The following is a 25,043-nucleotide window of genomic DNA, read 5'->3' as shown; positions in this document are numbered from 1 at the left end:
ATGTCACAAGAACTAACGCATTACCTAAAGTGGGCTGCGTGCGCTGCAAATGCTGCCAGCCATGTTGGCTTGGCGAGAGAGCTTGGTGCGTGCGATGCACCGATGATTCGTTAGTACCGCAACAATGATGCCAAGTGCGCAGTGGAAGACCGCTCCCGCTGATGCGGCGACTTGCTTTTCCCAGACAGATGATACTCGCGGGGAGGAACAGTGAAGGGTATGCAGCTCAAGAGAGGTTTGTTGAAACAGAAACAACGAGGGGATTGGACTTACCCTGTACCTCGCCATGTAACCGCCCTTTTTTCGATTGCGATCGCAGCTGCGTGGTGCGCGGGATACGCTCGTGCCCGCGAACTAAGATCAGAAGAGATCTTGACGTCTTGCAGACCGGACGTGATGCGCTTCTGTGACCGCTTTACAGGGCGTGGCGATGTGGACGCGGCCATGTTTTGCCTGAGGGATAATTTCAAGCTCCTGCGTGTCGAATGTCGCCGGGTGATGCCAATCGCGGCGCAGAGAAAGGGCGGATCGAAAAAACGAGGGGCCAACAACCTCCCAATCGTCCTGCATCGGGAGTGAAAACGGAGGGCTTCTTGAGCGCGGGAAGCCGCTTGGATTAGGCGCCGATCGTGCTTCCGAAGGAACCGGTTGGTGCCGTTGCGGGCTCCTCAACGAGCGGTTCAATGGATTCGCTAGAACTGATGGGACTGGTTCTCGTTAAGTGCACCCCAGAACTCAAGACCAGAGGAAATGCGGTCGTCAGGAGCCTTTCGAAGGCAAAAAGCTGTTCGAGCAGACGCTTCTCAACGGCCTCACTCTCCTCGCGAGGCAGCTCCGCTTTAAGCAGCCTACGACAGCGCCAGATCTCGTTTCGCACCCATCTGATTTCACTTAATCTATCATCAATCGAAGTCATCACAAATGCAGGTTCAGTTGGCATTGGAATTACAACGCGTACGCCTCAGCACTTCGCAGTCGCTGCATCCGCGTTCATGCGATGGACTGCGCCTGAACGTGCGACTTGCCGTCATTGCCCGGCGCATGTGGCGAACGATTCGATGTATTCAAGGCTCCTATCAAGCGATATCACTTTGCGCTAAGTGCGCGACCGGAATTTGCCGCGGATCGTTGCGGTTTTTCTGCGTTACAATCGTGCGAGTTGCGGAATTCCTGCGCTCCGCAGGGGATCAGAGCGGGAGCTCGCGACTGCAAGCATAGCGATGTTGACCTCGAGCGGCGTACGCTATCTCGCAGCTTCATTGCGCTTGCCGTTCCCGCGCTTGTCGGCGGACGATCGTAATCGTCTTCTCAATGGGAAGGGACGCGCGCTCACCGACATCATGGAAATGGCGTGGCGCAAGTATTGTCCCCCATAGAAAAGACGAGTTCTACCGCGATATCATGCGCGCGAATCGATCGACGAAATGCAAGAGCGAGCTTGGGATCTCAGATGAAGAATCTCAGTTGAAGTCGTTTGAGCTGAATAAGGCTTCCACTGATAGTCATTGCGATCGTGGGTCGTGCAAAGTGCAAGCCAACATTTAATGGCTTGAACCCCACGCTGCGTCAGGTTGTAGGATGTAAAGCCGTAAAGACAAAGGCAGGCTGGGGTGACCGTCGAGTGAGTCAATATCATCCGGCAGGCGAGCTTCCTGTGCCGATTGTCTCACTCGCGGCCAGGGGCGAGTAGGTGCATCGATCGGCTGGGATGATGCCGTGTTCGCCGTTATCAGTTGCGCTGCAACACCGGAGTCGCGATATGCCACGAGGTAATGGAATGATGTGCGTAAAATTGCTGACAGCGGTTGCAACCGCATTTCTCGTTGCGCAGTGAGAGCGCCTTCGGTGAACCGCCCCGCTGTCGCAAGCAGATGCCTAAACTGCATAGGCGGTTACTATCAGCCAGAAGCGAAAACCGGTCGCATTGAGCTCGTGGCCGCACAAGGCGCTGCGGCGAAAGCTCGGAAGATCCCATGTCTGCTCAAGCCAATCTGACCGCGGCGCTAACCGAAATCGATCGTGCTCGCGACATCGTTGAATTCTCAACTGTGGTGGTTGCGCGCGATAGGCAGCTGCGCAAGACGGACCATCCAGTCTTTTTGCAACAGGCAGCCCTTGAGTTTCAATCTAGGTTCCTGCCAAATTTCGAGGAAAGCATCCGTGCCGGGAAGTCGTGGGGCTATGCCACGACGTGCAATGCGGTGAGCCGAAAGGCGGGAGGTCAGGCCGGCCGGGACGCTTGCGAGAGAATAGCTTGTCGTCTGTCGCTGCTTGAACATGCGCTGATTGGGAAAATCGGAATAAGGGCGCTTTCCATATTTGCAGCATCATTCGGTCGGCACTCCAACAGAGCGGAATGTCGCAAAGGGGCAATCAGAATAGCTAAGTTCTGTCGCGACGAAAGCAGGCCGCTTCAAGAGTTGAACAACCTAAGCCTGGCGGCGCTGATAAACGGCTTCAGTAAATGGCCGGAAGAAGCAGATTTTCGCCAGGCGGCGGTTGCAATCGCGGGCGATGTCATTCGGCGCTCAGGCCGCCATCACCAGCTCTCTGACTTTACACAGCAAGGATTGGTGAGCCTGGTCAACGGATTCAGCAAATGGCCGGATGAGGCGGCCTCATGCAAGGCGGCAGCCGTGCTTGCACGCGAAATTCTGCGTCGTTCCGGCAGGCTCTGCGAATTTCCTCAGCAGGGATTAGCCATCCTGGTGAACGGCTTCAGCAAGTGGCCGGAAGAGCTGGCCTGTGGTCAAGTCACGATTGCGATCGCAGGCGAAGTCCTTGGACGGGTCACCCAATTTCCTGAGCTTAGCGAGCAAGATCTAGCAAATTTGGTGAATGGCTTCAGTAAATGGCCGGATGAGGCAGTCTCTCGTCAGGCCACAGTCGCGATTGCAAGTGAGCTGCTGCGCCGTGCTGACCAGCTTCCTCATTATAGTCAACAGGGACTGGCGAACCTGGTGAACGGGTTTTGCAAGTGGCCTGACGATGCGACATGTCGTAAGGCGACAGTCGCGATCGCTGGTGAGGTACTTTGGCGTGCAGCCCAACTCCCCGATCTTACTCAGCAGGGGCTGACGAACCTGGTGAACGGTTTTAGCAAGTGGCCGGAAGAGCCGGCGTTTTGCCGCGCAGTAGTCGCACTCGCTCGTGAGGTTCTGCGCCGTGCCACTCAGCTCTGCGAGTTTTCACAACAGGGACTAGCGAACTTAGTGAACGGCTTCAGCAATTGGCCGGAGGAGCTGCCCTGTGGTCAAGTGACCGTTGTACTCGCGGGCGAAGTCCTTCGCCGCGCCGGGCGGAGGACGGGGCTCTCAGACTTTACCACCCAGGACCTCAGGGGCCTGGTGATCGGTTTCAACAGATGGCCGCAGGAGAGCGCGGCTCGGCAAGCCACGATTGCGATCGTTAATGAGGTCCTTGGCCGCGGTGTTCGGTTCTTTGACTTTACCAAGCCGGAATCGGAGAGTCTGTTGGATGACTTCAGCAGATGGCCGCAAGGCGCTACGGGCCATGAGGCGATAGCGAAGATCATCGGGGAGCTGCAACTCATACAAAGTGAAGCGACCCAGCCTCGTACGGGGGAGAAGTGGGCCAACCAAAAGAGGCAATCGACCAAAGAAATCTCTTCCTAGCCGTGTTCGACGCGCATGATGCGGCGACGTCGCAATACGACAATCTACGCAGAGATGCTCTCGTGATGCCGTCGGCGGCGTCTACAGTTCACAGAACCGAAAAAAAATCAGGAGGATGTAGTTCTTGGTCCAGGCTGAGAAGGATATCGTCGAGCAGATGCTCTCATCATTGACGATCAGCTTGTTGCAGAATCGTGTCGCGCCTTCCTATGAACAGGTGATGCATCATTTCGGCTTGGCCTGCGAGAAAGCGGGGCTGATCGCGACGGAAGAGGTGGCAATCCGGATATTGAAGCGCGTCTCACGTGAGATCAACGAGGCGCATTCGGTGCTCGAGTTTGTCGGTCGCGGCGCGGATCTACTACATTGAGGTCGAGGTCTAAGGAATTCCATCGCATCTGCAGATGCAGCTGTTCAATTGTTCAACCGAAAAGGCCTTCCGGCAAGAGCCAGTGGTCAGCTTTCGTTGGCCGAAGCCTGCGGAAACGTGAGTCGATCTGGCGAGGATCGGTCCTCGCCGCCCGATGTCGGAATAGGTGGGAGTTCGTCATCCAGGAAGACATAGTCGCCCGGCCGAAAAGACCGGCTGGACGTTTGTGCCGATCGCGGGTCGTGACCGCGCTTTGATCGCCGGCTTTGTCATCAGCTGATGAGCACGCCAACCATGGTAAGGCCTGACAGCTTAAAGGTGCGGCTCCGCACGCATTCGCTTCATTTGGACAGGAAGAAACGGCGTCGATGAATACAGAACAACTTGGCTCAGGCTCTCCTTCCGAAACTTCCGATTCGGAAACGTCCGAGCCGGGGTCTCTGGCCACGATGCAGTGGCGCGAAGCCCTGACGGATGCGCTGGCATTCGCCAATGAGGCATCCAGCCGGCAGCATGAGACCTTGGCGGACTGGGCTGCCGAAGACGGGCAGGGGCAACATGAGAATCGTCAACAGGCGGTAAGTCGAACGATGGATTGGCGGCAGACGGGCGACCTCAATGAGGCCCTGGATCTGTCATCGCTGTCCCTGACCTCCTTGTCTGGACCGATCCTGGCCGGGCTGCGTCGCCTGAACGTCGATGACAATCAACTGAACAGCCTTCCCGCGGACCTTCCGGCTGGTCTCCGGCGGCTCTATGCCAGCAATAATCGCTTGACCAACCTACCTGAGCTGCCTGCTGGCCTGCGACGGCTATATGTCATCAGCAACGGGCTGACCAACCTGCCGGCACAGTTACCGCCCGGGTTGCGGCGCCTGAACGTCGATAACAATCAGCTGGCCAGTCTGCCTGATCGCCTTCCGGCGACGCTTGAGGAACTGGACGCTAGCGGCAACCGCCTGAGCAGTCTGCCCGAGCTTCCAGCCGGGCTCCAGCGTCAGCGCTAGCCATAACGAGCTGACCAGTCTGCCCGAAACGGTGCCTCCTGAACTGCTATGGCTCGGCGCCAGCAACAACCAGCTAACCAGCGTACCCGAGACCCTGCCTGACACAGCTAAGTCATGACTCGAGTGTTGATCTGGAGAATAACCCGCTCCCCGATTGGGTGCAGGCCTATAGCGCGACAATCTGGCTGGGAAGCGCGCGACAATCAGGATGGCGAGTCGGTGTCGCAAGCGAGGTGATGATTGCCGCGATGATTGTCGCGCGCAAGAGTTTTGTTGGCTCTGATTGACGCGGAGCGTCAATCAGCGAGTATTTTTGGTGTCGCGTGCGACGGTGGCCGCCCTGGGCCGCGTTTTCGCTCGAGCGCGGTGCGCCTGCGATAGCTCTCGACGTTCATTTCGATGATGGTGGCGTGGTGAACGAGGCGATCGATGGCGGCGAGCGTCATGGCGGGGTCCGGGAAGACCCTATTCCATTCGCCGAAGGGCTGATTGGCGGTGATCAGCATCGAGCGCCTTTCGTAGCGCGCGCTGATGAGCTCGAACAGCACGCTGGTCTCGGCCTGGTCCTTGGTGACGTAGGCGAGGTCATCGAGGATCAGGAGATCGAAGCGATCGAGGCGGTTGATGGCGGCCTCGAGGTTGAGCTCGCGCCGCGCCACCTGGAGCTTCTGCACGAGATCGGTGGTGCGGGTGAACAGGACCCGCCATCCGTTCTCGATCAGGGCGAGGCCGATCGCTGCCGCCAAGTGGCTCTTGCCGCCGCCGGGCGGACCGAACAGCAGCAAATTGGCGCCCTTGCCGACCCAGCCATCGCCAGCGGCGAGCGCGGTCACCTGCGCCTTGGAGATCATCGGCACGGCCTCGAAGTCGAAGCTGTCGAAGGTCTTTCCGGCCGGCAGCCGCGCCTCGACGAGATGGCGCTCGATGCGACGGCGGCCGCGTTCGGCGATCTCGTGCTCGGCGATGACGGCGAGGAAGCGGGCCGCTGGCCAACCTTCCTTGTCGGACTGTTCGGCGAACTGTGGCCACAGCACCTTGATGGCGGGCAGCCGCAGCTCGTTGAGCAACAGATTGAGGCGCGCGGTGTCGACGGTGTTGGCCGTGTTCATGCGGCGTCTCCGATCTGGCTGGCGCCGACGAGGCACTCATAGCTGGCGAGCGGGGCAAGCTGCACCATGACCTGCGGCACGCAGGCAGGATCGGGCGCGAAGTGGGCGCACAGCCGTCCAAGGTCGGGCAGTTGGCCAGCGTTAAGGTCGGCGGCGAGCTGACCGGCGAGTTCGGCCTCGCAGCCGCGCTCGTGCGCCAGCGCCAGCAGATCGACCATGAGCCGGCAGGCTTTCCTGTCCGACAGCCGTTCGCGCAGGCGATCGAAGGTTCTCCGATAGGCCTCGCGCGGGAACAGCCGATCGCGGTAGACCAGATTGAGCAGCGCCATTGGCTTCCGCCGCAAGGAATGGATCACGTGCCGATAATCGACGACCTGGTCGTGCTTGCCGTTGGGATGCGGCCGCCCACGCGGCAGGGTGACGAGATGGGTGCCGCCGACGAACACGTCGAGACGATCGTCGTAAAGGCGCACCCGCAGCTGGTGGCCGATCAGGCGTGACGGCACGGTGTAGAACACCTTGCGCAAGGTGAAGCCGCCGCTTGACGTTACGCGGACAATCACCTCCTCGTAGTCCGAGGTGCGGCGATCTGGCAACGCCTGCAGGGTGGCGCGCTCGTGGTCGATCCGCTTGGCGTTGCGGGCATTGCGGCGGCTGACGATCTCGTCGATGAAGCCGCGGTAGGCGGCGAGATCATCGAAGTCGGCAGTGCCGCGCAACAGCAGCGCATCGGCGATCGTCCGCTTGAGATGGCCATGCGAGCTCTCGATCGCCCCGTTCTCGTGGGCGATGCCGCGATTGTTGCGAGAGGGCCGCATGCCGTAATGGGCGCAGAGGTCCTCGTACCGCCGGGTCAGATCGTCCCGCGCATTGCGGTCGAGATTGCAGAAGGCGGCCGACAGGCTGTCGGTCCGATGCTCCCGCGGCGCGCCGCCGAGCGACCACAGGGCATTCTGCAGCCCTTCGGCCAATGCGACGAAGCTCTCGCCACCGAGCACGACATGGGCGTGCTCGAATCCGCAATAGGCCAACCGGAAGTGATAGAGGCGATGATCGAGCGGCATGCCAGCGATGCTGACCCCGAGCTCACCCATGTCGGTGAAGTCGGAGAGGCCGACCTGGCCGGGCTCGTGGATCTGGCGGAAGATCACCTCCTGCTCCTCGCCGTGGATCGCCCGCCAGGCGCGGATCCGGCGCTCCAGCGTGCGGCGGATTCCGCTCCCGAGTTCAGGATGGCGTCGCAAGATCTCCTCGAAGATCGCAATCGGCCGCACGCCGGGGGCGGCCTTCAGCATCGGCACCACCTCGGCCTCAAACACGCCGGCCAAGGGATCTGGCCGGCGGCTGCCGCGGGCTCCCTTCTTCCGCGATGGCAGGCGAGGATCCTTCTCAATCCGGTAGGCGGTTGACGTGCTGAACGACGCCTTGGCGGCGGCCACGGGCGGGGTATCGGTCTGACGGTACTTCATGTAGAGCCTCATCTGGTGATCGGTAATGTGACGGCCTGGCAAGCGAGTGATTCCTCTTGGCGGAAGAACCACTTGCATAACCAGCCGGCCGCGATCACCAGACGGCGCGGTCCCTTGTGGATCGCGCCGTCGCCGAGCTCGTAACTCCGGTCGGGCTACGCCCTCCCTGCGTCACGAGCTCGGCGACGCTCTCTCATCCTGATTGACGCTTTGCTTCCATCCTGATTGCCGCGCGGCATGCAGGCCGGCCTGGCGACAGCGATACATGCCGCAGGTTATGCGGGTCCGCAGGTCTTTTTCTCGATCGCCGAAGGAGCTGTGGAAGTCCAGCCGCGGTCTCTGCAAGAGGTTGTCGCGGACTGGCTCGAGGCCGAGCCATCGGTAATGGCCGCCTGGCAGTGCTTCGAACAAGAACGGGGAGCCCCGGAATACGCGCGGTTCCTCGACCGGCTGTCGAGAACAGTGAGCTCTAGCGATCAGGAGTTCCGGCGGACGGTGATTAATGATCTGCGGCAGGCCGCGGAGAACAGCAACTTGCGCGAGCAGTATTTCGACCTGGCCCTTGACGCCAGTGAAACGTGCGAAGATCGGGTCACGTTGACCTGGAACGCGATGCAAAACGCACGCATGATCGAGGACGTCAAGAATGGCGTCTATGATAATGACGGTCGCCTTGCCGATCTGATCGATCTGGGCCGGGTCATGTTCCGCCTGGACGCGCTGGAGGGGATTGCCCGCAAGAAGGTCGAATCGCTGCAAGCCGAACTTCAACTGATCGGCGACGAGGACGCCGAGCGGTTGCTCGGACCCGACATCTCAAATGAGATCGCCAGCGAGATCAAGGGCGGGCTAATGCGCCAGGTGCTTACTGAGCGCGGCCTCCAACTGTGAAGCCGCATTCAATTCCAGGGCCTGCCAGTTCGATTCTTCCTATCGGCGGGTGTCACTACGGCGGGGCAATCTAGGTAGGCGGAGCCAGGCAATCAGGGTCTTCCGCATATTGGTGCCGTATGAGCGATCAGGATTAGACAGGTTGTCCGGAGTTCTCAAGCAGCCAAGAGCGCGCGACGATGCGTGCGGGCGGCGCCAAGCACATTTGTGTGCTGTTGCGCCAGAGCTATCTACGCCTCGCTAAGCGCGCAGCCATCATGATCGACTGCTATACTCACGCTCATCTGCAAGATTGGTGATGATACAATGCTGTAAGCTCGCTTGGGCCCACTGCTTCGGCTTAGTGCAGCGGGGTGCGCAGCCAGGATCAGCATCAGCGCGGTCCAAAGATCTATGCGTTACATGCGCCGGAGGTAGAGCGCAACGGCAAGGGCAAAGCCCGCGCTCCTTACGAGTCGGCTGCAGGGTTAGTATCGCCACCCTTTGACGTCTCCGAAGGGCAGACAGTTCCTCCTCCTTGCCAAGGCATTGCATGGCAATCTCTTCGACGGGCGCACGCTCGGCCTTGTCATTGCCGACATGGAGAAGCTCACCGGCGTGGAGACTCGCCGCATCCACGCGACAAAGTGGCATCATGGTCACAAGCACCCGCATCGGCTCAGGGTCTGGATCTCGGGCCAGGTCCGCCGCGTCACCGCTTCCATTCGTTGCGAGATGAAGCGTCGCGCGGCTATCGAGCCCGTTATCAGCTACGTCAAGGGCGAACATCGCACGGAGCGCAACCATCTCAAAGGTCGCCCTCGACGACCGCATCAACGTCGTCCTTGCCGCCGCCGGCGACAACTTCGGACTGCTCCTCCGATGGCTGGCAGAGCTTTTGCGCGTCATCCGCGCCCTCGTCGAAACCGTCCCGGGTCACAACATCGCTTGAGCCGGGCGCTGCACCGGATCTTCACGGACGACCGCATAATCGAGATGGAATCCTTATCGCAATTGCATTCGATCACGCACCCTATCGACATAGATGGCGAGCGGGAACTTCAAGTTACCCTGGCGCGCCGCAGGCTCTCGATATTCGTCGCCCGAGATCGATAAGGCCCCCGCAGCATCACGCTCGATTCCAAATCGCGAAACATGGTGTAATTTCGTCGGATCCACTGATGCAGCTCGGAGGACCAGTCCTTTTCGTTGCGCAGATATCCGGTAAAAGAAAAGCTAAGTCGGTCTATATATCTCTTTAGAAACAGGGGCAGCGCGGGAATTCGAAGCACCCGCTCTGTGTCCATCGCTTCAGGTAATCCTCCGCACAGCACGAATTCATTGTGGACGGTGACCAGCGACGCCGGAGGAATCTGCCGCCGCAGCATTTCATAGCCACGAAAGGAGATGCGGTCAGCGCCCGCAACGAAGAGGATGATAGGCACGACATGGCAGCGCGCAGTCTCTTTCATAAAGCCGATCTCCTCGCACATCTTGAAAAACTCGTCGAAGGCGTGGAAGCCGAGGTCGATCACCTTGGCTACCCGATCGTGAATGATCAGCGGGTCCATCAGCTGCATCTTGCCATAAGTATCGATCACATCTGCGGTCTCCGTGATGTTAGGAAGGTAATCGAGCAACGACGGCTCCTTCAGATTGACATCGAAGGAGAGCGCCGTGCCATTTTTCAGCAGCAAGTACTCGCTCACAAGGCGAGCGACGAGGGTTTTGCCGACCTGCGGGCTAGGAGAGCAGATGATGTAGATGGGTGTCGCTAACATAGCCAGCAGATCAATCTCGCTTCGTGCTTGGGCTCAACCCGTCGCTCGTCGATAATGCGATTACTTCTCGGCACTCCGGACTGCTGACTTGGCGCCGGCCAATTCCGTCAGGTTGATGCGATCAAATTCGCTCCAGACATTTGCCAACCAGTGCCGTACATAGCCGCGCAGCACGAAGGAGTTGTTCGCCGGCTCATCGTTCCGCCCCTTATTGGCGACGAAGTCTACGAAAGGGACAGAAGCGACTTCGACCTGCTCATAGGCCATCTCGTTGAGCTTCGGTATGGTCAATTCGGTCGCATGCTTGATACGATGAAAATAGGAACTATAGGTCGATTGGTCCCACTGGAAGAACTGAGTGTCGTTGATGAAGTTCTTGACCAGATAGTACTTTGCGCCGCCCATGAAAGTTGCGGTCTCGGCGATCTCGTCCAGCGAAGCGATGGATGATCCCAGGATATGGAATACGGCGAAGGTGATCTGGCCGGACCGGGCCGAATCCAAAAAGCCGATGTCGCGCAAGGAGGCCAACGCTGTGGATAGCAAGCCGGCCCGAGCGTCGATGACAGTGACGGACAGTCCTGAATTTAGGGTATCGAAGATCTTCATCTGGTCCGCAGTCGTCGTCATATCGACGATCTCGGTGATTGCGGGATAGAAGCGCTTCAGCGTTCCCCGCGGCGATTCCGTGTCGAATGCGCGTGTTTGCACGTTATTGACATTGAAGTAGTCAAGGAGCGTCCGTGACACGGTCGTCTTGCCAACTCCTCCTTTGTCTGCGCCCACCACAATCACAACTGGCTTCACCATGGAATTCTCCTGAGACACTCGCTATCGCCGCGCGAAGTGCGCAAACGGCGAGTCTCTGTTTTGGGTGTGAACATGGCAGAAAGAAGGGGCAATAGATTCTTCGATCCGAGAGCGGCGCAACTGATGAAGTTTACCAACGTCAAGCCATCAGAGCGTTTTTGATTGCAGCGGCGATGCAGTCGAGAACAGCAGCTAATCACCCGTGATCGTGCTTCACGTGAGGTTTGTGAGGAGCTGAAAGAGCAATTAGTCGAAGAGTCGCCTCTGCGCAGGTGATGGCCATCGCGATCACCATCAACTGCACAGTTCCAGCTCTTTGACCAGCATGACATGACTTGAAGCTCACGTAACATCAGATTGTAGACTTGGTGGAAGCAGGATCGAGGCAGTGCGGCGCGGCTGCGTAGACGCGTTCGGCCCGTCGGGTCGCAGGCTGTGATGACCTGGTCGATCATCAAACATTTAACTTGACAATCATTACTGTCGTCTTCGGCAGGTGACGTGGCTAGTCAGTTCGAGGATGACAATGAAAGTATCGAGCCATCGGTCTATTGAAAGACACGCGGCAGGTTTGAGCGCTGGAGTGGAAGCGTAGCCACTTTAGCACCCAGCGAGCCGAAGTTGCTCCCGTGAAGAAGGCGGCGGCCGACCGCTGCGTGCGGCCGCGTCCGAGATGCTTGTTGGGGTCACAGCGGCCCACGTGACGCCTGCGCGTAAAGTGAGGATCGCCAATGGAAGACTGCCATCAGGCTCGCCTCCAAAGCACCTGGAGAACGTCGGTCGGACATCGCTTCCCGACGTCAAATAGGTCAACAGAGCCGAGGCTCCGGGCCGCGCGCTCAGCTTGGCAATGCGGACGTGGTTGGCGTAATTGGCACGAATTCGAGCTGGAGCCGAATGCGCGTGCGAGTTTTGGCAGTCTTTCAGCGCTCGGATTCGCTACACCGCGCTTGATCTCGGCGACCTGACGCGTCGTATGTGTGAAGAGCGTCGCGAATGGGTTGCGTTGGCCCTAGAGCATGCCGCACAACGATGGATGTGAAGGCAATTCGGAAGAAGGTCGGACTAACGCAGGAGGAATTTGCCCCGCGCTGCTCTGTAAGATTGGCCAGACTGCGAGATCTGGGAGCAAAGGCGATATGCTCCTGATCAGACCGCGCGCGCCTATCTGACGATTGTCCATCGTGATCCGGTCGCCGTGGAGCGCTGGCGCAAGAGTGTGAAGCTGCTTGAGTGGCTTAAGGGGCGCCCGCCTCGCGCACGCCCGACGTGAGGAGGCTTTCACGGCGTACACTCTACGACCTGCACCGGCTGATCTGTGCATCTGATGTCGAAATTGCGCTGACCGGATCGGCCCTTATTAATACCGACAGCACCGTTTATCGACCGATCACTCTGACCGTTTGGCCATGGCCTCTTCGATTTGGTCGGCAAGCTGCAAAACGGGCGCCGAGATGCTCGTACAGATCGCGCTTCTTCTCGTCAGTCGCACTTTTTGCTACCGCATATCCGGCTTCGGCATGAAGCTTCTTCACACTCGCCTCCACGTCCTCCATGGGGCCACCGACCCTTTAGTTTACCCTCTAGAGGTTGCGCTGTAGGGCAGGTGTCGATCCGCTGGCGCCACGGTACATAACGCTATTCCTCGACGGTAACACCAGCTGAGCACAACTGTAAGACGCCTAAAGGCGGATACTTATCGCGGCAGATCGAGTAAGGAGGGGAAACAGGAAGCGTCGACTTCATAGCTCCTGCGTCTTCGTCCCGGAGCCTCCAAAAGATGCGATTTCTAGCGCTGTGAGGACTTCCGGGTGCCGGGGATCGCTGCTTGAGCGAGAAGTGAAAGATTGGTAACAAGGCAATCGGTGAGCGCTCATTTGTGCTGCTCAGCCGTGAGTCCGAGAGTTGAGCCCGATCCCCCGCGGTTGCCAAGTGCCAGTTCTCGACCGGAAGGAGAATTGGAGAGTGAGCCTCGTGGTTACGAGCCGGGTTACCTACAAGCTAATTGGGTTTTTTCGGTAAGGTGGGTGATGGCGTGGCGCTTAGCTGCTCGGTGTGTGGCGGCGGCGTCGCGACCGATGGGACAGGGGACGACTGGGCTTCGCCAAGGCGGGCGCGGCCGACGATAATGGTGAGCAGGCCCTGGCCCCACAGTCGCTGCGTCGACGACGGCGTTGTGCTTTTCGAAATAGTTGATCGGTAGCTTGTCAAGCTGATGCTGCAGCAGCGTGCGCGCAAGTTTTGATGATGAGTTGAGCGCCAGCATTTGCGAGCCCTTCAGGTAACACTTTGCGTCATCGAGTTCCTGCTGGGTCGGCCCTACCTCGGCGATGTGGCGGGCTTGCTTCTCGATCTGTTCGACCGTCTCGCCGGCGCGATCGGCTCGGGTCGCGCATTTGCCGACGAACATGGCCGAATGAGTCCTCCAGACCAGGTGCTCACGTACGAAATAGGCTAGCTCGCGCTTCTCGCGGACTTCGCGGAACAGCCGCGACCTCAGACCTGCACCGCCGAGGATGTGGTTGACGACATAGGCGGCCATGAAATCGGGCTCGCCGCGGCGAACGCCGGACCGCCGAAAGCCATGACTGTCTGCGGCACATCGAACGGAATGAATGCGCGCTGCGGCGGCTTTGCCACGACCACGTCGGGTACCGGCGTCGAGTCCGCCTTGGCCGGCAAGCCGCCAAAGGTCTTGTCGAGAAGCTTGCAGAGTACCTCTGGATCGACGTTGCCGACCACCGCGATCTTGAGCGTGTCTCTTGCGATCACGCGTCGGACATGGCTCTTGAGATCCGCGACTTCGATCTTCGGCACGCTTTCGACCGAGCCTGCGGTTGGGCGGGCATAAGGATGATCGTTGAAGGCGACCTCTAGGAGCTTGCGACCGGCGAGTGATGATGGATCGGTCGAGTAATGCCGAAGGCGCGCAAGTACGCCGGCGCGGATTCGTTCGACATCGGCGGGGTCGAAGCGGGGCGAGGTTAGCGCCATCCTTAGAAGGTCGAAGGCCTCGTCCCCGTTGTCCTCGAGGGTGCGCAAGCCACCGCAGAAGTGATCTTGGGTCGATCCAAAGCTTAGCTCGATGGCGCGGCGGTCGAGTCGCTCATGAAAGGCCTTGAAGTTGAGATCGCCGGAACCTTCGTTGAGCAGGCCAGCAACCATGTGGCCAACCCCGGGTTTGTCGGTGGGATCTTGAGTCGCGCCGCCCCCGAAAGCGAATTCCATCGCGATCAACGGGACGGTGGAATCTCGGACGAACCAGACTTCTATACCGCAAGACGAGACCAAACGCTGGATCGTGGTCGTGATGGCGGCAAGCGAAGGTGGCGAGGTGAGCATCGCGATTGAGAGCGACGCGCCGCCGAGGAGAACCTCACGTCGTGTGCAAGAATAGGTCACTGCAGCTTCTCCCCGTGCTGTGGCGCTGACTCTTTGATGAGATAACCCGTCACCGAGCGTCTCTTGTCGAGCCATTTGCGCGCGGCCTCCTGCACCTGCTGGGCGCCGACGGCGCGGATGCCGTCCGGCCAGCCTCGGATATCGTCGATGCTTCGTCCCGTCGTCAGGCCGCGGCCATACCAGCTCGCGACCATTTCGTGATTGTCTTGGGCGTAGATTGCTTGCGCAATCAGCCAGGTCTTGACCCGCTCGAGATCTTCGGGAGTCGCCGGATGATGCGCAATGTCGGCGATCATCTCGTCGGCGGCGCGCTCAATCCGGGCGAACTCGACGCCAGGTTTTGGTGTGACGGAAATCCCGAATTGCGAGGGGTCGAATGCGGTAGCGTGGTAGCCCGCCGATGTACTGACCGCGAGCTGCTTATCGATTACCAGCGCGCGATAGAGATATGAGTTGACGCCACTGCCCATCAGTTTCACCAGCACCTCGAGCGCTGCGCTCTCCCCGGCGGCCGCGGTGCGAGCCGACGGTACGAGATAGCAGCGGTGCAAGGCTGGCTGCTCGACGCGGGGATCGGCCAGCGTCACGGCGCGCAGCGCGGCCGGGGTCGGCTCCTGCGGTCGCAGGCGTTGAGCGGGGATCGACGGCTACGGGGGGATGTCGCCAAAATTCTTCTCCACCATCGCGTGGATCTCAGTGGCTTCGACGTCGCCCGCGATGATCGGGATGGCGTTGTTCGGTGCGTAGAAACGCTTATAGAACGCGAGCGCATCCTCGCGCTGGAGCTTTTCGATCTCCTGCCGCCAACCGATCACAGGACGGCCGTAGGGATGGTTGAGGTAAAGCGCCGCCATCATCTGCTCGGCGAGCCGCGCACCCGGATCGTTTGCGACCCGCATATTGAATTCCTCAAGCACGACGTTGCGCTCGGACAGCACGTTCTCATCTTTTAGCATGAGACCAGTCATGCGGTCAGCTTCAAGTTCCATTATCTTTGCCGAGGTGCTCGCGCGGCACATGCTGGAAATAGCTGGTATAGTCGGTTCCGGTGAACGCATTTTTGGTTGCCGCCGACGCGCAACACGGTCTGGGAAAACTCATCCGCCGGATGTTTGGAGGTGCCCTTGAACATTAGGTGTTCGAGGAAATGCGCCAGCCCCGATTTGCCCGGCGGCTCATCGGCGGCCTCGACCTTATACCAGATCATCTGAGTCACAACGGGTATCCGATGATCCGGAATCACCACCACCTGCAGGCCGTTATGAAGCACAAAGCTAGCCGGTCGATCTGACGTGACCGTGTTCTGGGCGAAGACGCTCTCCTCCTCGGGAAAGTATAGGTTACCATCCGTGCTATCATCTGTTCTGTGTTCGATCGCCAGGGCGGTGCGCGTCATCGAACCGATCGCGTCAGTGGTGATACCTCCCGCCGTGGTGGTGACCGAACGCCCGTTCTACATGGCATCGCCTTCCATTCAATAGAGATTCACGTGCTGTGGCGGACAGACCGACAAAGCGGGAAGCTGCACACTGTTTGGCAAGCAATAGAGCAAAGGCCGGGCCAATTGCCCGATGGCCCGCGCAAGGCCGAACGACGCGCCAACCGGACGCAAAACAAACCCGGCCCGGTTGTTCTGGCCAAACATCAAGCGCCGGCATGTCGTGGGCACGACGTTGCGCACGAAAGCCCACAACGGTTGGCGCCAATTAGCAACTTACAGGGAAGGACGGATTGAGCTGCGATGATGCCGAATAAACGTTCGCGAGGGCTCGCTGGTAGAATCTCGCTCTACACCGCAAGTGGCTTGGCAATATTTCTCATGGTTGCGAGCCGAGAATTTGCGATGAGCTCCTTGGAGTACACTGTGCCGAAGTAGTCCAGGACGAAGGTGCCAGAATAGCGTAGATTTGCGCTCGCGCGGATTAGGTTATCGAGAATTGGGCCGACTTGCCCAATGCGGTCGCGATAGCGCGCGCGGATGACGTTAACAGCGTTCATCGAGTGAACCGCCTCGTCGGCAATGATCTCCCGCAGCCAATGATGAAATTTAGTGTTCCCAAGGCCGTCATAAAACGGCTTTTCTGCTGCGTAGGCGCGGCAAGTGCACATCTCGTCAAATGCGATCATAACCATGAGGGAGAATTCGTCCGTTAGGTGCTCAGTGATCGGACCAAAATCATGCGGTCGAGCGTCCAATCTCTCTCGAAGATCCCTCTCGGCTCCATGAGCGACAAGTTCAATGATGCGGATGAAGCCATCGGTGTGGCGCTCTTCATCGATCGCCCAGGCGTCGAGAAATGCCGCAGCTTCATCGGTAGCGATGAGGTTTCGGTCGGCTAGTTCTTGTTTCAGATATCGGGCGTCATACTCCGTATACAGATCAGGCCACAATTTATCCCAGCGTGCGCGTATGGCCGATGGTTCGGCGGTGAACATCGCAGGCGTAAGAGCGTTGAACAATTCTTTTGGATTCCAGTTCCGTCGAACCGGCGTGATCATCCGAGTCCCCTCGTCGCGAGCGCTCTGGCGGACAAGTCGTCTGCTTGACCTCCCGAACCCAAGAACCATATTAGCTACATACAGGCACGTCGTCGCCTCCTAGTTTTGGTAGGGGCTATTCCGGGCATACACTTCCCGGCGTACCAGTGTCCCCTTTAAACAGCCAGTACAAGCTCATCGCAGTGCGAAGCAAGCCGATACGCTCATGATGACCGCTGATTGGCTCGAACGCCGTCTCCGCGAAGCCCACTGAACCGTTCGCTATCAATACGCATAGCATCGCTAGGCCACCGTCGGCCGGCTGCTCGGGCGCGCTATATCTTGAATCGCTACCAGTTTTCTGTCGCGCAGCTTCGAGCAATGGGGCACGCGCCCAAGCAGCGTATTGTGCTAGGATGCTGGTCAGCGGTTGAATAGATCCGAACATCGGAACGATGAGCAATTGCTCCCCGTCGATCGTCATCGCTGTTCGGCACGAGAGCTGCCATTCGCCCTCCACTGCTGTCGCTCTGCCGTGTCCGATTTGATACTTTCATGTCTCGACGGCGACGCCGCAGTAGCAGGGCGTCCGGAGCGCTATATCAAGCACGTGTCTTTCCTGTTCGTGGACGGCAGCCTCTCAGGGATCTTTTATGGCACGTCGTTTGCTCGTCGAGCAAAGGGACCAGATTGGCCCCGCAATTGTAGGCGAGAGCACAGACGTGCCAATTGGTGACCACGAATGACAGGCGGGGGTTCTGCTCAGGCGTCGTCGTCCATATACAACGACAAAGGAGATGATGATGACGAAAGAGAATGGAATAAACAATGACATCGGCATTGCAGCCGGCGCGTTTCAGGACTTCACCAAGCGAGTCATCGGAACGCAAAACGAGCTTTTGAAAAAGTACTCAGAGGCCTATTGGCACTGGCAGGAGCGCCTTCAAACCGAATCGACACAATTGACGGAGTTCTTCAAGGAAGTCTCCTCCACGACTTCGGCGCCCGACCAGATCGGCGTTCTTCAGGCCTGGGTGAAAGGCGCCAAGCAGCGGGTCACGGAGGATTTTATCTATTCAATTGAAACCGCGAAAGCTCTCACTAATGTCGGACTGCAGGCTTGACTGGTTCCCGGCCATCGCAAGGTAGCGGCCTCGTAAACACCTGGAAGATAGGGTGACGGCTGAACCGCTATGGTGTGCCTGTCGATTCGTGTACCTATCGACCACATATTGTCTCTTCCTGAGTCTTAGCGGCGGCTTACAGTCAGCCTAGTGTCGACAAGCCGCCGCACAGGCATCAAGCGCTGGCCGCGCCATCGTGATCGGGCCACGGCGTGCCTGCCGTCGCTCTGCGGTTGTGGGCGAGCGTCGGTCTCCGTCTTCCCTTCTAGCGCAAGCGACAGCACGAGATTGTTTCGCAACATCGCAACAGCCGTTCCTGGGGTGCGCGAAGTCCCGCGCACCATTCGGCTATGCCATTTCAAGACCGAACGAAGAGATGCAAATGGATTCGTTGCGCACGCTTGATTGCAGATCGTCTCACGACCGTGCACGCGAAGGAGGAGGACGCGCGGCGAGTTCCAACTTGCTGGCAAGTCTCGCCGATGCAATCCCTTGATCCGAGACAATGACATGGCTGTCTTCGTGCACAAGAATCGCCCTTCAGCGCGCTGTCTCATTTTCATCGGCCTCGGAAACACTTGAGCACTGTTGCATGATGGGTCACTGATGCGATTATGGGGCATGATTGCCATTCCACCAAAGACATCACTTTCCATGAAGGCCGTCCTCGCGCGGCGCGGCGAATAGTCGGTTCACCGTAAGCAGGCGGTGGGGGCAGGCATCAAGCATTCATGGTCCGCTCTTGCTCGCTGGACTATCTCGATCGGGCCAACGCCTGTCGGCCGTCGGTCTGCGATTGGGGGCTGACGCTCTCTGGCTCTGTCTTGCTGTCAAGTGCGAGCGATAGCGCGAGATTGTTGCGCAACATCGGATTTGCCGGGTCGGCCGCGAGAGCTTGGCGGTATAGCGCCTGGGCCTCCTGGTGGCGGCTTTGGTGATCGAGGACGACGGCTTTGGCGTTCAGTGCGCGCAGGTCGCCGGGTGACGCCAACAAGACGGTATCAAGCACCTCAATCGCCTCGCCCGGGCATTTACGAGCCAGCAGTTCCCGCGTCAGAGGAATCGCGGCATCGGCGTTGTCTGGTCTTTGCTTCAGCGCATCGCACAAATGCCGCTCGCCAGCGTCTCGAACGAGGGCGTGAGCGATTCGCTCTCGCATGGCGGGATTGATCTTCGCAACGCCGACCAACTCTGCTGTAGGCGTCTGCTGCGATGAAAGACCCGGGTGGTCCAGGTTAGCGCAGCCTGCGAGCAGCAAAACGGCGAGAACTGGGAGAAAGGCTGAGCTCGCGTGCGGACGAAAGCTACGCCGGCACCGCAGAATGTCGATTTCATACGACTTCATAAGTTATCTCACGCCCACAGCTGTACTCGTCAGCCGGCCGCACGGAGAGGATCGCGATGCTCTCCTATGGGGGTCCTGTCCTTGCCAGCGGAAAGTTTGACGGAGCCAATCGGCTGGACCGTGAAGTCCGCGGCAAGATCCTGATACGAGAGAACGGGCAGATCGATTCCGTTACGGGTGAGGAAGCCGCGGACGAAGCGCCGGATATCCATCGAGCCAAGAATGACTGGCTGGCTCTGACTCCGCGCGAGGCTCGCATGGATCTGATGGAATTGTGAAAGCAGCATCTCGCTTTGCCGATCTTCCAAAACAAGATAGGGGCCGACAGCGGTTTCGCGCACGGCACCACGCACGATATCCTCGGTTTCGCGCTCGACGATAAAGGCAGCGACAACACGATGGGCGTTGGCATAGCGATGACAAATCTGGCGCTTCAGACCGGAGCGGACATATTCGGTCAGCAGCACGGCATTCTGCTCCCGTTCGCTCCATTCTGCGAGCGCCTCCAGGACTAGGCGAGTGTTGCGGATCGGGATGCCCTCGTCCAGCAAGCGGCGCAGAACGTCCGCGATGCGGGGGATCGGCGTCGTGCGCAGCACCTCCTTCACGAGATCAGCATATTCTTGCTCCATCCGTCCGAGCAGCTGACGGGTTTCTTGAATGCCCACCAGGCGTTGAGCATAGCGCCTCAACGTCGACTGGACCCGCAAGGCGATCACATCGCTTGCACGGTGATGCCCTATTCCGGCTGCTTTGAGAGCAGGAGCATGAGCTTGTTCGATCCAGATCCGGTTCGTGTCTGGGTCCTGCCGAAAGGGGATTCCGCTCAATTCAATGTTTACCGCGTCGTCGTTGAGCAAGAGTTGTGTCGGCTTAAGGCTGTCCGCTTCGACGGGCACTCCCTCGACATCCACCCTGAATTGCGAATCCGCCAACTGCTGGTCGACTTGGGTTGGAATGCGCGGAATCGCGATGCCAAGATCAGATGAGACCAGTGCCGAAACCCGTGCGATGCCCTGCTCAAGGTCTGCTTTGTCGATCGCTTGTGTCAGGTTCGGCGCCAGCAAGAGCGTGATCGGAAGTGCTTCCGCAGGCACGGGTTGCTTCTGACCCTGTGCGGAAGTGGGAGCCGCACCGGTCGAACTGGCGCCTGTCTTGATGTCCGCTTTGCCATCCTGCATACCAACCTTGAGAAAGCTCGCCGCACAGAAGAGTGCGGCCAAAATGACGAAGGGTGGCAAAGGGAAGCCCGGAACAAGCCCCATCACAACGAGGACGCAGGCGGCCAGCCGTAGCGCTTGTGTGCTGGCAGTAAGCTGGTTGACGATATCGGCGCCAAGATTAAGCCTAGAGGGACCGTTGACGCGAGTGACGATGGTCGCCGCTGTAATTGAGAGTAGCAGGGCCGGAATCTGCGAAATGAGTGCATCGCCTATAGTCAGGATGGTGTATTGATGCATCGCCTCCTCAAGGGACATGCCCTTAGAAAGCGAACCGATCGTGATGCCGCCCAGCATGTTGATGCAGATGACGATGAGGCCGGCGATAGCGTCGCCCTTCACAAATTTCATAGCGCCGTCCATGGCGCCGTGAAGTTGGCTTTCTCGCTCCAGCGCGCTGCGCCGGCTGCGGGCTTCGTGCTGATCGATGTGGCCGTTGCGCAGCTCCGCGTCGATAGCCATCTGCTTGCCGGGCAGGGCGTCGAGCGTGAAGCGCGCCGATACCTCTGCGACGCGTTCGGCCCCCTTAGCGAGAACCATGAACTGTACCATGGTCACGATGAGGAATATGACAATTCCGACGGCGATGTTGCCCGATATGACGAAATCGCCAAACGTATGGATGATGCTGCCGGCATCGCCTTCGGCGAGTATCAGCCGCGTCGTTGCAACGGTAAGTGCTAGACGAAAGACTGTGGAGATAAGGATGACGCCCGGCAGCGACGAAAAGTCGAGCGGCGTATTGAGATAGAGGGCGACCATCAGCAGCAATATGGCAAAGCCGAGATTGAAGCCGATCAGCATATCGAGCACCACGATTGGCATCGGCATGATCATCATTCCGATCGCCAGAAGCAGCATCAACGCGACCATCAAATCCGGGTGAGACGGTGCGCGGGCGACGAGATTTCGTAGGTTCCTGGCCATGCAAAGCCTTATCGTTTGACCGGAGCCGTGCTGCCCCGCAATGAAACATAGCGCTTGAAGGTGGCCTGCGCCTCGACTATGCGGCCAGCCTGACGCAGAGCATGGCTGCGTAGCAGGAGCAATGGCGGGCGCGACGATGGCTGATCATCAAGCACGTCCAGCCTGTCCAATACCGATAGCGCTTCCTCGCCGAGGCGCTCTGAGATGAGAGCATAGGCGAGGATACGAAGCAGCTCGACGTCTTGAGAATGTTCGTGAACCACGGGCCGTAAAAGAGCCAGGCTGTGTGCGCTCTGCCCGCACGCAAGGTGGACATAGGTAAGCGCGCAGAGCAAATCGCGCTCGGGCCCAGAGATCGGCACCACCCCATCGGTTTTGAAAACATTTGAGGACTGGGTAGGTGTGAAGTGTTGCACTCCGCGCGGATCTGGCATTGCTAACCTTGGATCAAGCCGTTGTGATTCTGCCGGAGCAGGATTAACCGCCGTAGTTCCAGCCGCAGAAGCGCGGCCCCTTCGCGTGCCACCGAGCCCTCTGGCGCGGCTGACAGCGCATCGGCCAGGCGCTCGAGGAGAAGGCCGTGTTGCTCTGGACGCACAACATGCGAATGACGCAGGCGGGGCGTGACGAAGGAGAGCAGGCTATCCGCGAGATTGGGGCCGTTCAGCCATGCAAGTTCCGAATTCGTTCCGATCTTATCTGCGTGCTCGGTGGCATCGGTGGGATTGATCCGCGAGATTGGATCGATTGACTTGAGTTCGAGCGCGTTATCGATCGTATTGGCAGCCAACCGCTCCTGCGCCGCGCGGTCCTGGACAACTGACGTGTGAGCGTTACCGCCTTTTCCATGGACCTTGTCGATGCCGATGCCACTGGCCTGAGGTGTGGCCGGGGCGACGGCAGGTGCATGATGCTCGTTGTTGATTCCCTGAAAGGCGGTGCCAAGCTCTACGGACCGCTGCGGCAGCCTAGTCATGAAACGTTCCTTCGTTGCCCGAGGGCTAAAACTTTAATAAGATAGAGCAGCAAGCTGGCCATTGCGTGTCAGCAGCACACGTCCGTCCTCGATCTCCTTTACGGTCCATCCATTGCTCAAGATCGCGCCCACGAAATACTTTTGACCAGAAATGACCAGGTAAGGGTCGTTTCCGCGCCAAACCGCCTGGACGGCAATCGCGGGGGGCGTCTTCTCATCCTTGATGGCGACCGCGCTGACGAGCGTATAACCACCATTGCTGTCGACATCGAATCGCTGCTGGACTTCCCGCCATTTAGCGAGCGAGGCAGGCGTAATGGTGCCATCGGCCGTCACAACGCCCGGCCCAGAACCGACTTTGATACCGAGCAGGCCCGCTGCATCAACTTCCCCTTGCAGCCGTCGAGCAGCTGCGTCGGCGGCCGGAGCATCAGGGGCGGCGAGCGCGACTTTGGGGCCAATGTCCGCGGCGGAGGACGAAGTGCTCGGTACTGCGGCGCCGTCGGACTGGAGAAGGCCCGTTGAGACAGTGCTAACTGCGGCAGAGCTGATAAGGACCAAGGCGAGCACGGTAATCGGTACATGCCGGCGACCGGTAGAGCCGGCTTGTTGAGAGCCATCGATCGACAAGCGAATGGACATCGCGCCCATACGGATGACGGCAGGAAGAGGGAGAACAACGATCTCATTTGGCGAAATAGAGTCGCGGCCCTCGATCGCGACGTCTGCGGCAAGGGCCTCGATCTCGATCGAGCTGACATGCCAGCTGACGCGAAGATGGTGCGGTTCGAGGCCTTGCTCGACGAAGACCAAATCAGCATCGAGGCTGCTGCCAATCAAGCACGAGCCGCCCCCCGCCTTGCCGGTCAGCCCGGAATAAGACCCCGACAACACTTCGAAAAGCGGGGAAGCTGGTTCATTCACGGTCGCCTCCTGAATGAAGAACGAGACCGTACGGCAAGCCGTACGGTCTGTTGCGACTTCACAGATTATGCGGCCCGCAAAAGCGGGAAGGACATAACGGCGTCCCGCTTCATCCGTTACTGCACCCGCTCGTCGGCCACCTTCTTGACGGTCGAGAGCTCTGTCGTGACGACGCGAAGTTCCACATCCCTTTCAGCAGCCTTCGTGCTGGTGGCAGTCAGTGCGGCGAGTTGCCTGTTGAATGCCGCTTCTCCGGCAACTTCAGCTGCGGTGGAACCCGCGGCTGCAGCAGCAGTACCAGCTGCGCCACCTGCAGTCGAGGAATGGGACGCACCAACCTTATCAGCCATATTGTCTCTCCTGTTTGTTCGAACATTGCCGCGACTTGCGGCTCTCATTTTCCTGACACCGCAACATGCGAGGTCAGGAATCCTCCTCTGTCTCGGCCATGGTATCGTCGAACTTGCCCATTGCACTACTTGCAAGTTGGAAAACGACGGAGCCGAGAGCGACGTTGAACGCTTGCTGCATAGCGGCGGCTTGCGAGCCAGCGTCTGGACTAGACGTGCCGCCATCTACGGGAGCTCCTGCACCAGTCGATCGACCATGATCATCGTGCTCACCAGGGCTCCGGGATCCCTTTTTGGCGCCGCCAGCCGCATGGAGGTCGGTATCAAGGTGCCCAGCGCCGCTTGTGCTGGAAATACGCATCGGGTGTCTCCTACTTCAAACTTCGTTCGTGCGGTGGAAGGAGTCTCCATCATGTTTACTATGCAAGCGTTAGCTTTCGACAAGCTGACGAGCCGCAGAAAATACAGTGAGCTCATTGACGCTGCTTCTGCTCAGGTGGCCTCATATGTCGGCACTAGGCCGGCGAAAGCTGCAGATCAGAGAGTTGGTACAAGAACCTCGCTGATGTGGCACTTGATCAGGCAGCCCGCTGATCATTCAAGCGCAGCTTTGGTGAGCGGAATGTAAGCGCCAGGACGGATAAAATGGGCTTGATCATTGATGTAGCCCAATCTGAGGGGAGGAATACTCGCAACTCGTTCGGCAATTTATTTGCCTCGAGCGACTCAGCGACTTGTCTCCATCCCCGCTCCAGGGCGGCAGGTTAAAGGTGCTTATACGCGTCAGAAACGAAGCGCGATCCTCCAGTTCCGCTCGTGGCAAACCCATAAAAATCGGTCCACTTTATCGGACACGATCGGGAGGCGTCGGAGACAAGGACCTTGAGCCTCACGAATCACTCATGTGGTCTCGATCCGACGGCGTAAACTGGTGAGGTTTGCAGCTCCGCCCGGTTGGTGGCGGCGTAAAGTTGACAGCTCGCGACGGGTGGCGCCATCAGTACGGCGAGATCCATCAGTACGGCGAGATCTTCGCGTTGGCATACGCGATGTGAGAATGTCGGTCGGTCGCTCGAGTACAGCCGACAAATGCGCCGGTTTAGCTATCGCCAAATACGCTCGTCGGTGTAAGCATCGAATGTCGGCGGAGCTTGCGGAAGCTGCACCGCGCGGACGACTGTGCGCGCGGTGGCCTCGCAAGCTAGCCTTTCGTTCCAGCTTCACCCTGTGTCGATAGCGCCGCTAC

The 25,043-nt window shown here is 59.0% G+C and carries 17 protein-coding genes and 3 pseudogenes; 7 read left to right on the top strand and 13 right to left on the bottom strand.

Annotation, left to right across the window (positions count from 1 at the left end):
• The first annotated feature begins 1,973 nt into the window (after positions 1-1,973).
• From J2R78_RS09245 to J2R78_RS09235, 3 genes are all read left to right on the top strand, one after another.
• Entirely contained in the window at positions 1,974-3,635 is a 1,662-nt protein-coding gene (locus J2R78_RS09245) for a hypothetical protein (RefSeq protein WP_253603968.1), read from the top strand.
• 124 nt (positions 3,636-3,759) lie between these two features.
• The gene (locus J2R78_RS09240) at positions 3,760-4,005 is read left to right on the top strand and encodes a hypothetical protein (RefSeq protein WP_253603966.1); all 246 of its coding nucleotides are present in this window, start codon (positions 3,760-3,762) and stop codon (positions 4,003-4,005) included.
• Between the two features lie 368 nt (positions 4,006-4,373).
• On the top strand, positions 4,374-5,012 hold the full coding sequence (locus J2R78_RS09235) for a hypothetical protein (RefSeq protein WP_245314102.1): 639 nt from the start codon (positions 4,374-4,376) through the stop codon (positions 5,010-5,012).
• A 296-nt stretch (positions 5,013-5,308) separates the two neighbouring features.
• Here the strand turns inward: J2R78_RS09235 and istB are convergent, their stop codons facing one another.
• Together istB and istA are read right to left on the bottom strand one after the other, a co-directional pair.
• Complete coding sequence (gene istB, locus J2R78_RS09230) at positions 5,309-6,121, bottom strand: IS21-like element ISBj11 family helper ATPase IstB (protein WP_253603964.1); 813 nt, start codon at positions 6,119-6,121, stop codon at positions 5,309-5,311.
• The gene (gene istA, locus J2R78_RS09225) at positions 6,118-7,668 is read right to left on the bottom strand and encodes an IS21 family transposase (RefSeq protein ID WP_253603962.1); all 1,551 of its coding nucleotides are present in this window, start codon (positions 7,666-7,668) and stop codon (positions 6,118-6,120) included. Before istA ends, istB begins: the two co-directional genes overlap by 4 nt.
• A gap of 159 nt (positions 7,669-7,827) precedes the next feature.
• On the opposite strand from istA, the gene J2R78_RS09220 reads away from it, so the two are divergent.
• Positions 7,828-8,481: an NEL-type E3 ubiquitin ligase domain-containing protein gene (locus J2R78_RS09220; protein ID WP_253588035.1), complete on the top strand. Its 654-nt coding sequence runs from the start codon at positions 7,828-7,830 to the stop codon at positions 8,479-8,481.
• A 194-nt stretch (positions 8,482-8,675) separates the two neighbouring features.
• Positions 8,676-9,412 (top strand): annotated as a pseudogene (locus J2R78_RS09215) (IS5/IS1182 family transposase); the annotation flags it as partial.
• Positions 9,413-9,521: 109 nt separating this feature from the next.
• Here J2R78_RS09215 and J2R78_RS09210 read toward each other — a convergent pair.
• The 5 genes and pseudogenes from J2R78_RS09210 to J2R78_RS09190 all read right to left on the bottom strand — a co-directional run bounded on the left by J2R78_RS09210 (position 9,522) and on the right by J2R78_RS09190 (position 16,952).
• Entirely contained in the window at positions 9,522-10,241 is a 720-nt protein-coding gene (locus tag J2R78_RS09210) for a hypothetical protein (protein WP_069280069.1), read from the bottom strand.
• A gap of 60 nt (positions 10,242-10,301) precedes the next feature.
• On the bottom strand, positions 10,302-11,051 hold the full coding sequence (locus J2R78_RS09205) for a hypothetical protein (RefSeq protein ID WP_057018235.1): 750 nt from the start codon (positions 11,049-11,051) through the stop codon (positions 10,302-10,304).
• A 2,001-nt stretch (positions 11,052-13,052) separates the two neighbouring features.
• A pseudogene (locus J2R78_RS09200) lies at positions 13,053-14,393 on the bottom strand (M16 family metallopeptidase).
• A 56-nt stretch (positions 14,394-14,449) separates the two neighbouring features.
• Positions 14,450-15,723, bottom strand: a pseudogene (locus J2R78_RS09195) (M16 family metallopeptidase).
• 518 nt (positions 15,724-16,241) lie between these two features.
• Complete coding sequence (locus J2R78_RS09190) at positions 16,242-16,952, bottom strand: hypothetical protein (protein WP_245314099.1); 711 nt, start codon at positions 16,950-16,952, stop codon at positions 16,242-16,244.
• Positions 16,953-17,734: 782 nt separating this feature from the next.
• Here J2R78_RS09190 and J2R78_RS09185 point away from each other — a divergent pair.
• Positions 17,735-18,055 carry a hypothetical protein gene (locus J2R78_RS09185; protein ID WP_141713663.1) on the top strand — a complete coding sequence of 107 codons (321 nt, stop codon included), beginning with the start codon at positions 17,735-17,737 and terminating at the stop codon, positions 18,053-18,055.
• Between the two features lie 754 nt (positions 18,056-18,809).
• Here J2R78_RS09185 and J2R78_RS09180 read toward each other — a convergent pair.
• The 6 genes from J2R78_RS09180 to J2R78_RS09155 all read right to left on the bottom strand — a co-directional run bounded on the left by J2R78_RS09180 (position 18,810) and on the right by J2R78_RS09155 (position 23,797).
• Positions 18,810-19,400: a tetratricopeptide repeat protein gene (locus tag J2R78_RS09180; RefSeq protein WP_069280066.1), complete on the bottom strand. Its 591-nt coding sequence runs from the start codon at positions 19,398-19,400 to the stop codon at positions 18,810-18,812.
• 29 nt (positions 19,401-19,429) lie between these two features.
• A complete protein-coding gene (gene sctV / locus J2R78_RS09175) occupies positions 19,430-21,547 on the bottom strand; it encodes a type III secretion system export apparatus subunit SctV (RefSeq protein ID WP_069280065.1) in 2,118 nt (705 codons plus the stop codon).
• Between the two features lie 8 nt (positions 21,548-21,555).
• Entirely contained in the window at positions 21,556-21,981 is a 426-nt protein-coding gene (locus tag J2R78_RS09170; RefSeq protein ID WP_069280064.1) for a M48 family metallopeptidase, read from the bottom strand.
• A gap of 2 nt (positions 21,982-21,983) precedes the next feature.
• Positions 21,984-22,523, bottom strand: coding sequence for a hypothetical protein (locus tag J2R78_RS09165; protein WP_069280063.1), 540 nt, complete (start codon positions 22,521-22,523; stop codon positions 21,984-21,986).
• A 33-nt stretch (positions 22,524-22,556) separates the two neighbouring features.
• Entirely contained in the window at positions 22,557-23,447 is an 891-nt protein-coding gene (locus J2R78_RS09160; RefSeq protein WP_069280062.1) for a hypothetical protein, read from the bottom strand.
• A 116-nt stretch (positions 23,448-23,563) separates the two neighbouring features.
• The gene (locus J2R78_RS09155; protein WP_069280658.1) at positions 23,564-23,797 is read right to left on the bottom strand and encodes a hypothetical protein; all 234 of its coding nucleotides are present in this window, start codon (positions 23,795-23,797) and stop codon (positions 23,564-23,566) included.
• A gap of 256 nt (positions 23,798-24,053) precedes the next feature.
• Here J2R78_RS09155 and J2R78_RS09150 point away from each other — a divergent pair, with 256 nt between their 5' ends.
• On the top strand, positions 24,054-24,425 hold the full coding sequence (locus J2R78_RS09150) for a hypothetical protein (RefSeq protein ID WP_069280061.1): 372 nt from the start codon (positions 24,054-24,056) through the stop codon (positions 24,423-24,425).
• The last annotated feature ends 618 nt before the right edge of the window (positions 24,426-25,043 follow it).

The sequence above is a fragment of the Bradyrhizobium sp. USDA 4538 genome, assembly GCF_024171045.1.
Lineage (GTDB): Bacteria > Pseudomonadota > Alphaproteobacteria > Rhizobiales > Xanthobacteraceae > Bradyrhizobium > Bradyrhizobium australafricanum.
This window is presented reverse-complemented; position numbering and strand designations above follow the sequence as displayed.

Excerpts from the sequence above, each read along its gene's own strand:
- J2R78_RS09185 (WP_141713663.1), top strand. The coding sequence starts at position 17,735 with ATGACGAAAGAGAATGGAATAAACAATGACATCGGCATTGCAGCCGGC.
- J2R78_RS09235 (WP_245314102.1), top strand. The coding sequence starts at position 4,374 with ATGAATACAGAACAACTTGGCTCAGGCTCTCCTTCCGAAACTTCCGAT.
- istB (WP_253603964.1), bottom strand. The coding sequence starts at position 6,121 with ATGAACACGGCCAACACCGTCGACACCGCGCGCCTCAATCTGTTGCTC.
- J2R78_RS09190 (WP_245314099.1), bottom strand. The coding sequence starts at position 16,952 with ATGATCACGCCGGTTCGACGGAACTGGAATCCAAAAGAATTGTTCAAC.
- J2R78_RS09170 (WP_069280064.1), bottom strand. The coding sequence starts at position 21,981 with ATGCCAGATCCGCGCGGAGTGCAACACTTCACACCTACCCAGTCCTCA.
- istA (WP_253603962.1), bottom strand. The coding sequence starts at position 7,668 with ATGCAAGTGGTTCTTCCGCCAAGAGGAATCACTCGCTTGCCAGGCCGT.
- J2R78_RS09210 (WP_069280069.1), bottom strand. The coding sequence starts at position 10,241 with ATGTTAGCGACACCCATCTACATCATCTGCTCTCCTAGCCCGCAGGTC.
- J2R78_RS09220 (WP_253588035.1), top strand. The coding sequence starts at position 7,828 with ATGCAGGCCGGCCTGGCGACAGCGATACATGCCGCAGGTTATGCGGGT.
- J2R78_RS09180 (WP_069280066.1), bottom strand. The coding sequence starts at position 19,400 with ATGAAGTCGTATGAAATCGACATTCTGCGGTGCCGGCGTAGCTTTCGT.
- J2R78_RS09165 (WP_069280063.1), bottom strand. The coding sequence starts at position 22,523 with ATGACTAGGCTGCCGCAGCGGTCCGTAGAGCTTGGCACCGCCTTTCAG.
- J2R78_RS09150 (WP_069280061.1), top strand. The coding sequence starts at position 24,054 with ATGATCATCGTGCTCACCAGGGCTCCGGGATCCCTTTTTGGCGCCGCC.
- J2R78_RS09155 (WP_069280658.1), bottom strand. The coding sequence starts at position 23,797 with ATGGCTGATAAGGTTGGTGCGTCCCATTCCTCGACTGCAGGTGGCGCA.
- J2R78_RS09205 (WP_057018235.1), bottom strand. The coding sequence starts at position 11,051 with ATGGTGAAGCCAGTTGTGATTGTGGTGGGCGCAGACAAAGGAGGAGTT.
- sctV (WP_069280065.1), bottom strand. The coding sequence starts at position 21,547 with ATGGCCAGGAACCTACGAAATCTCGTCGCCCGCGCACCGTCTCACCCG.
- J2R78_RS09245 (WP_253603968.1), top strand. The coding sequence starts at position 1,974 with ATGTCTGCTCAAGCCAATCTGACCGCGGCGCTAACCGAAATCGATCGT.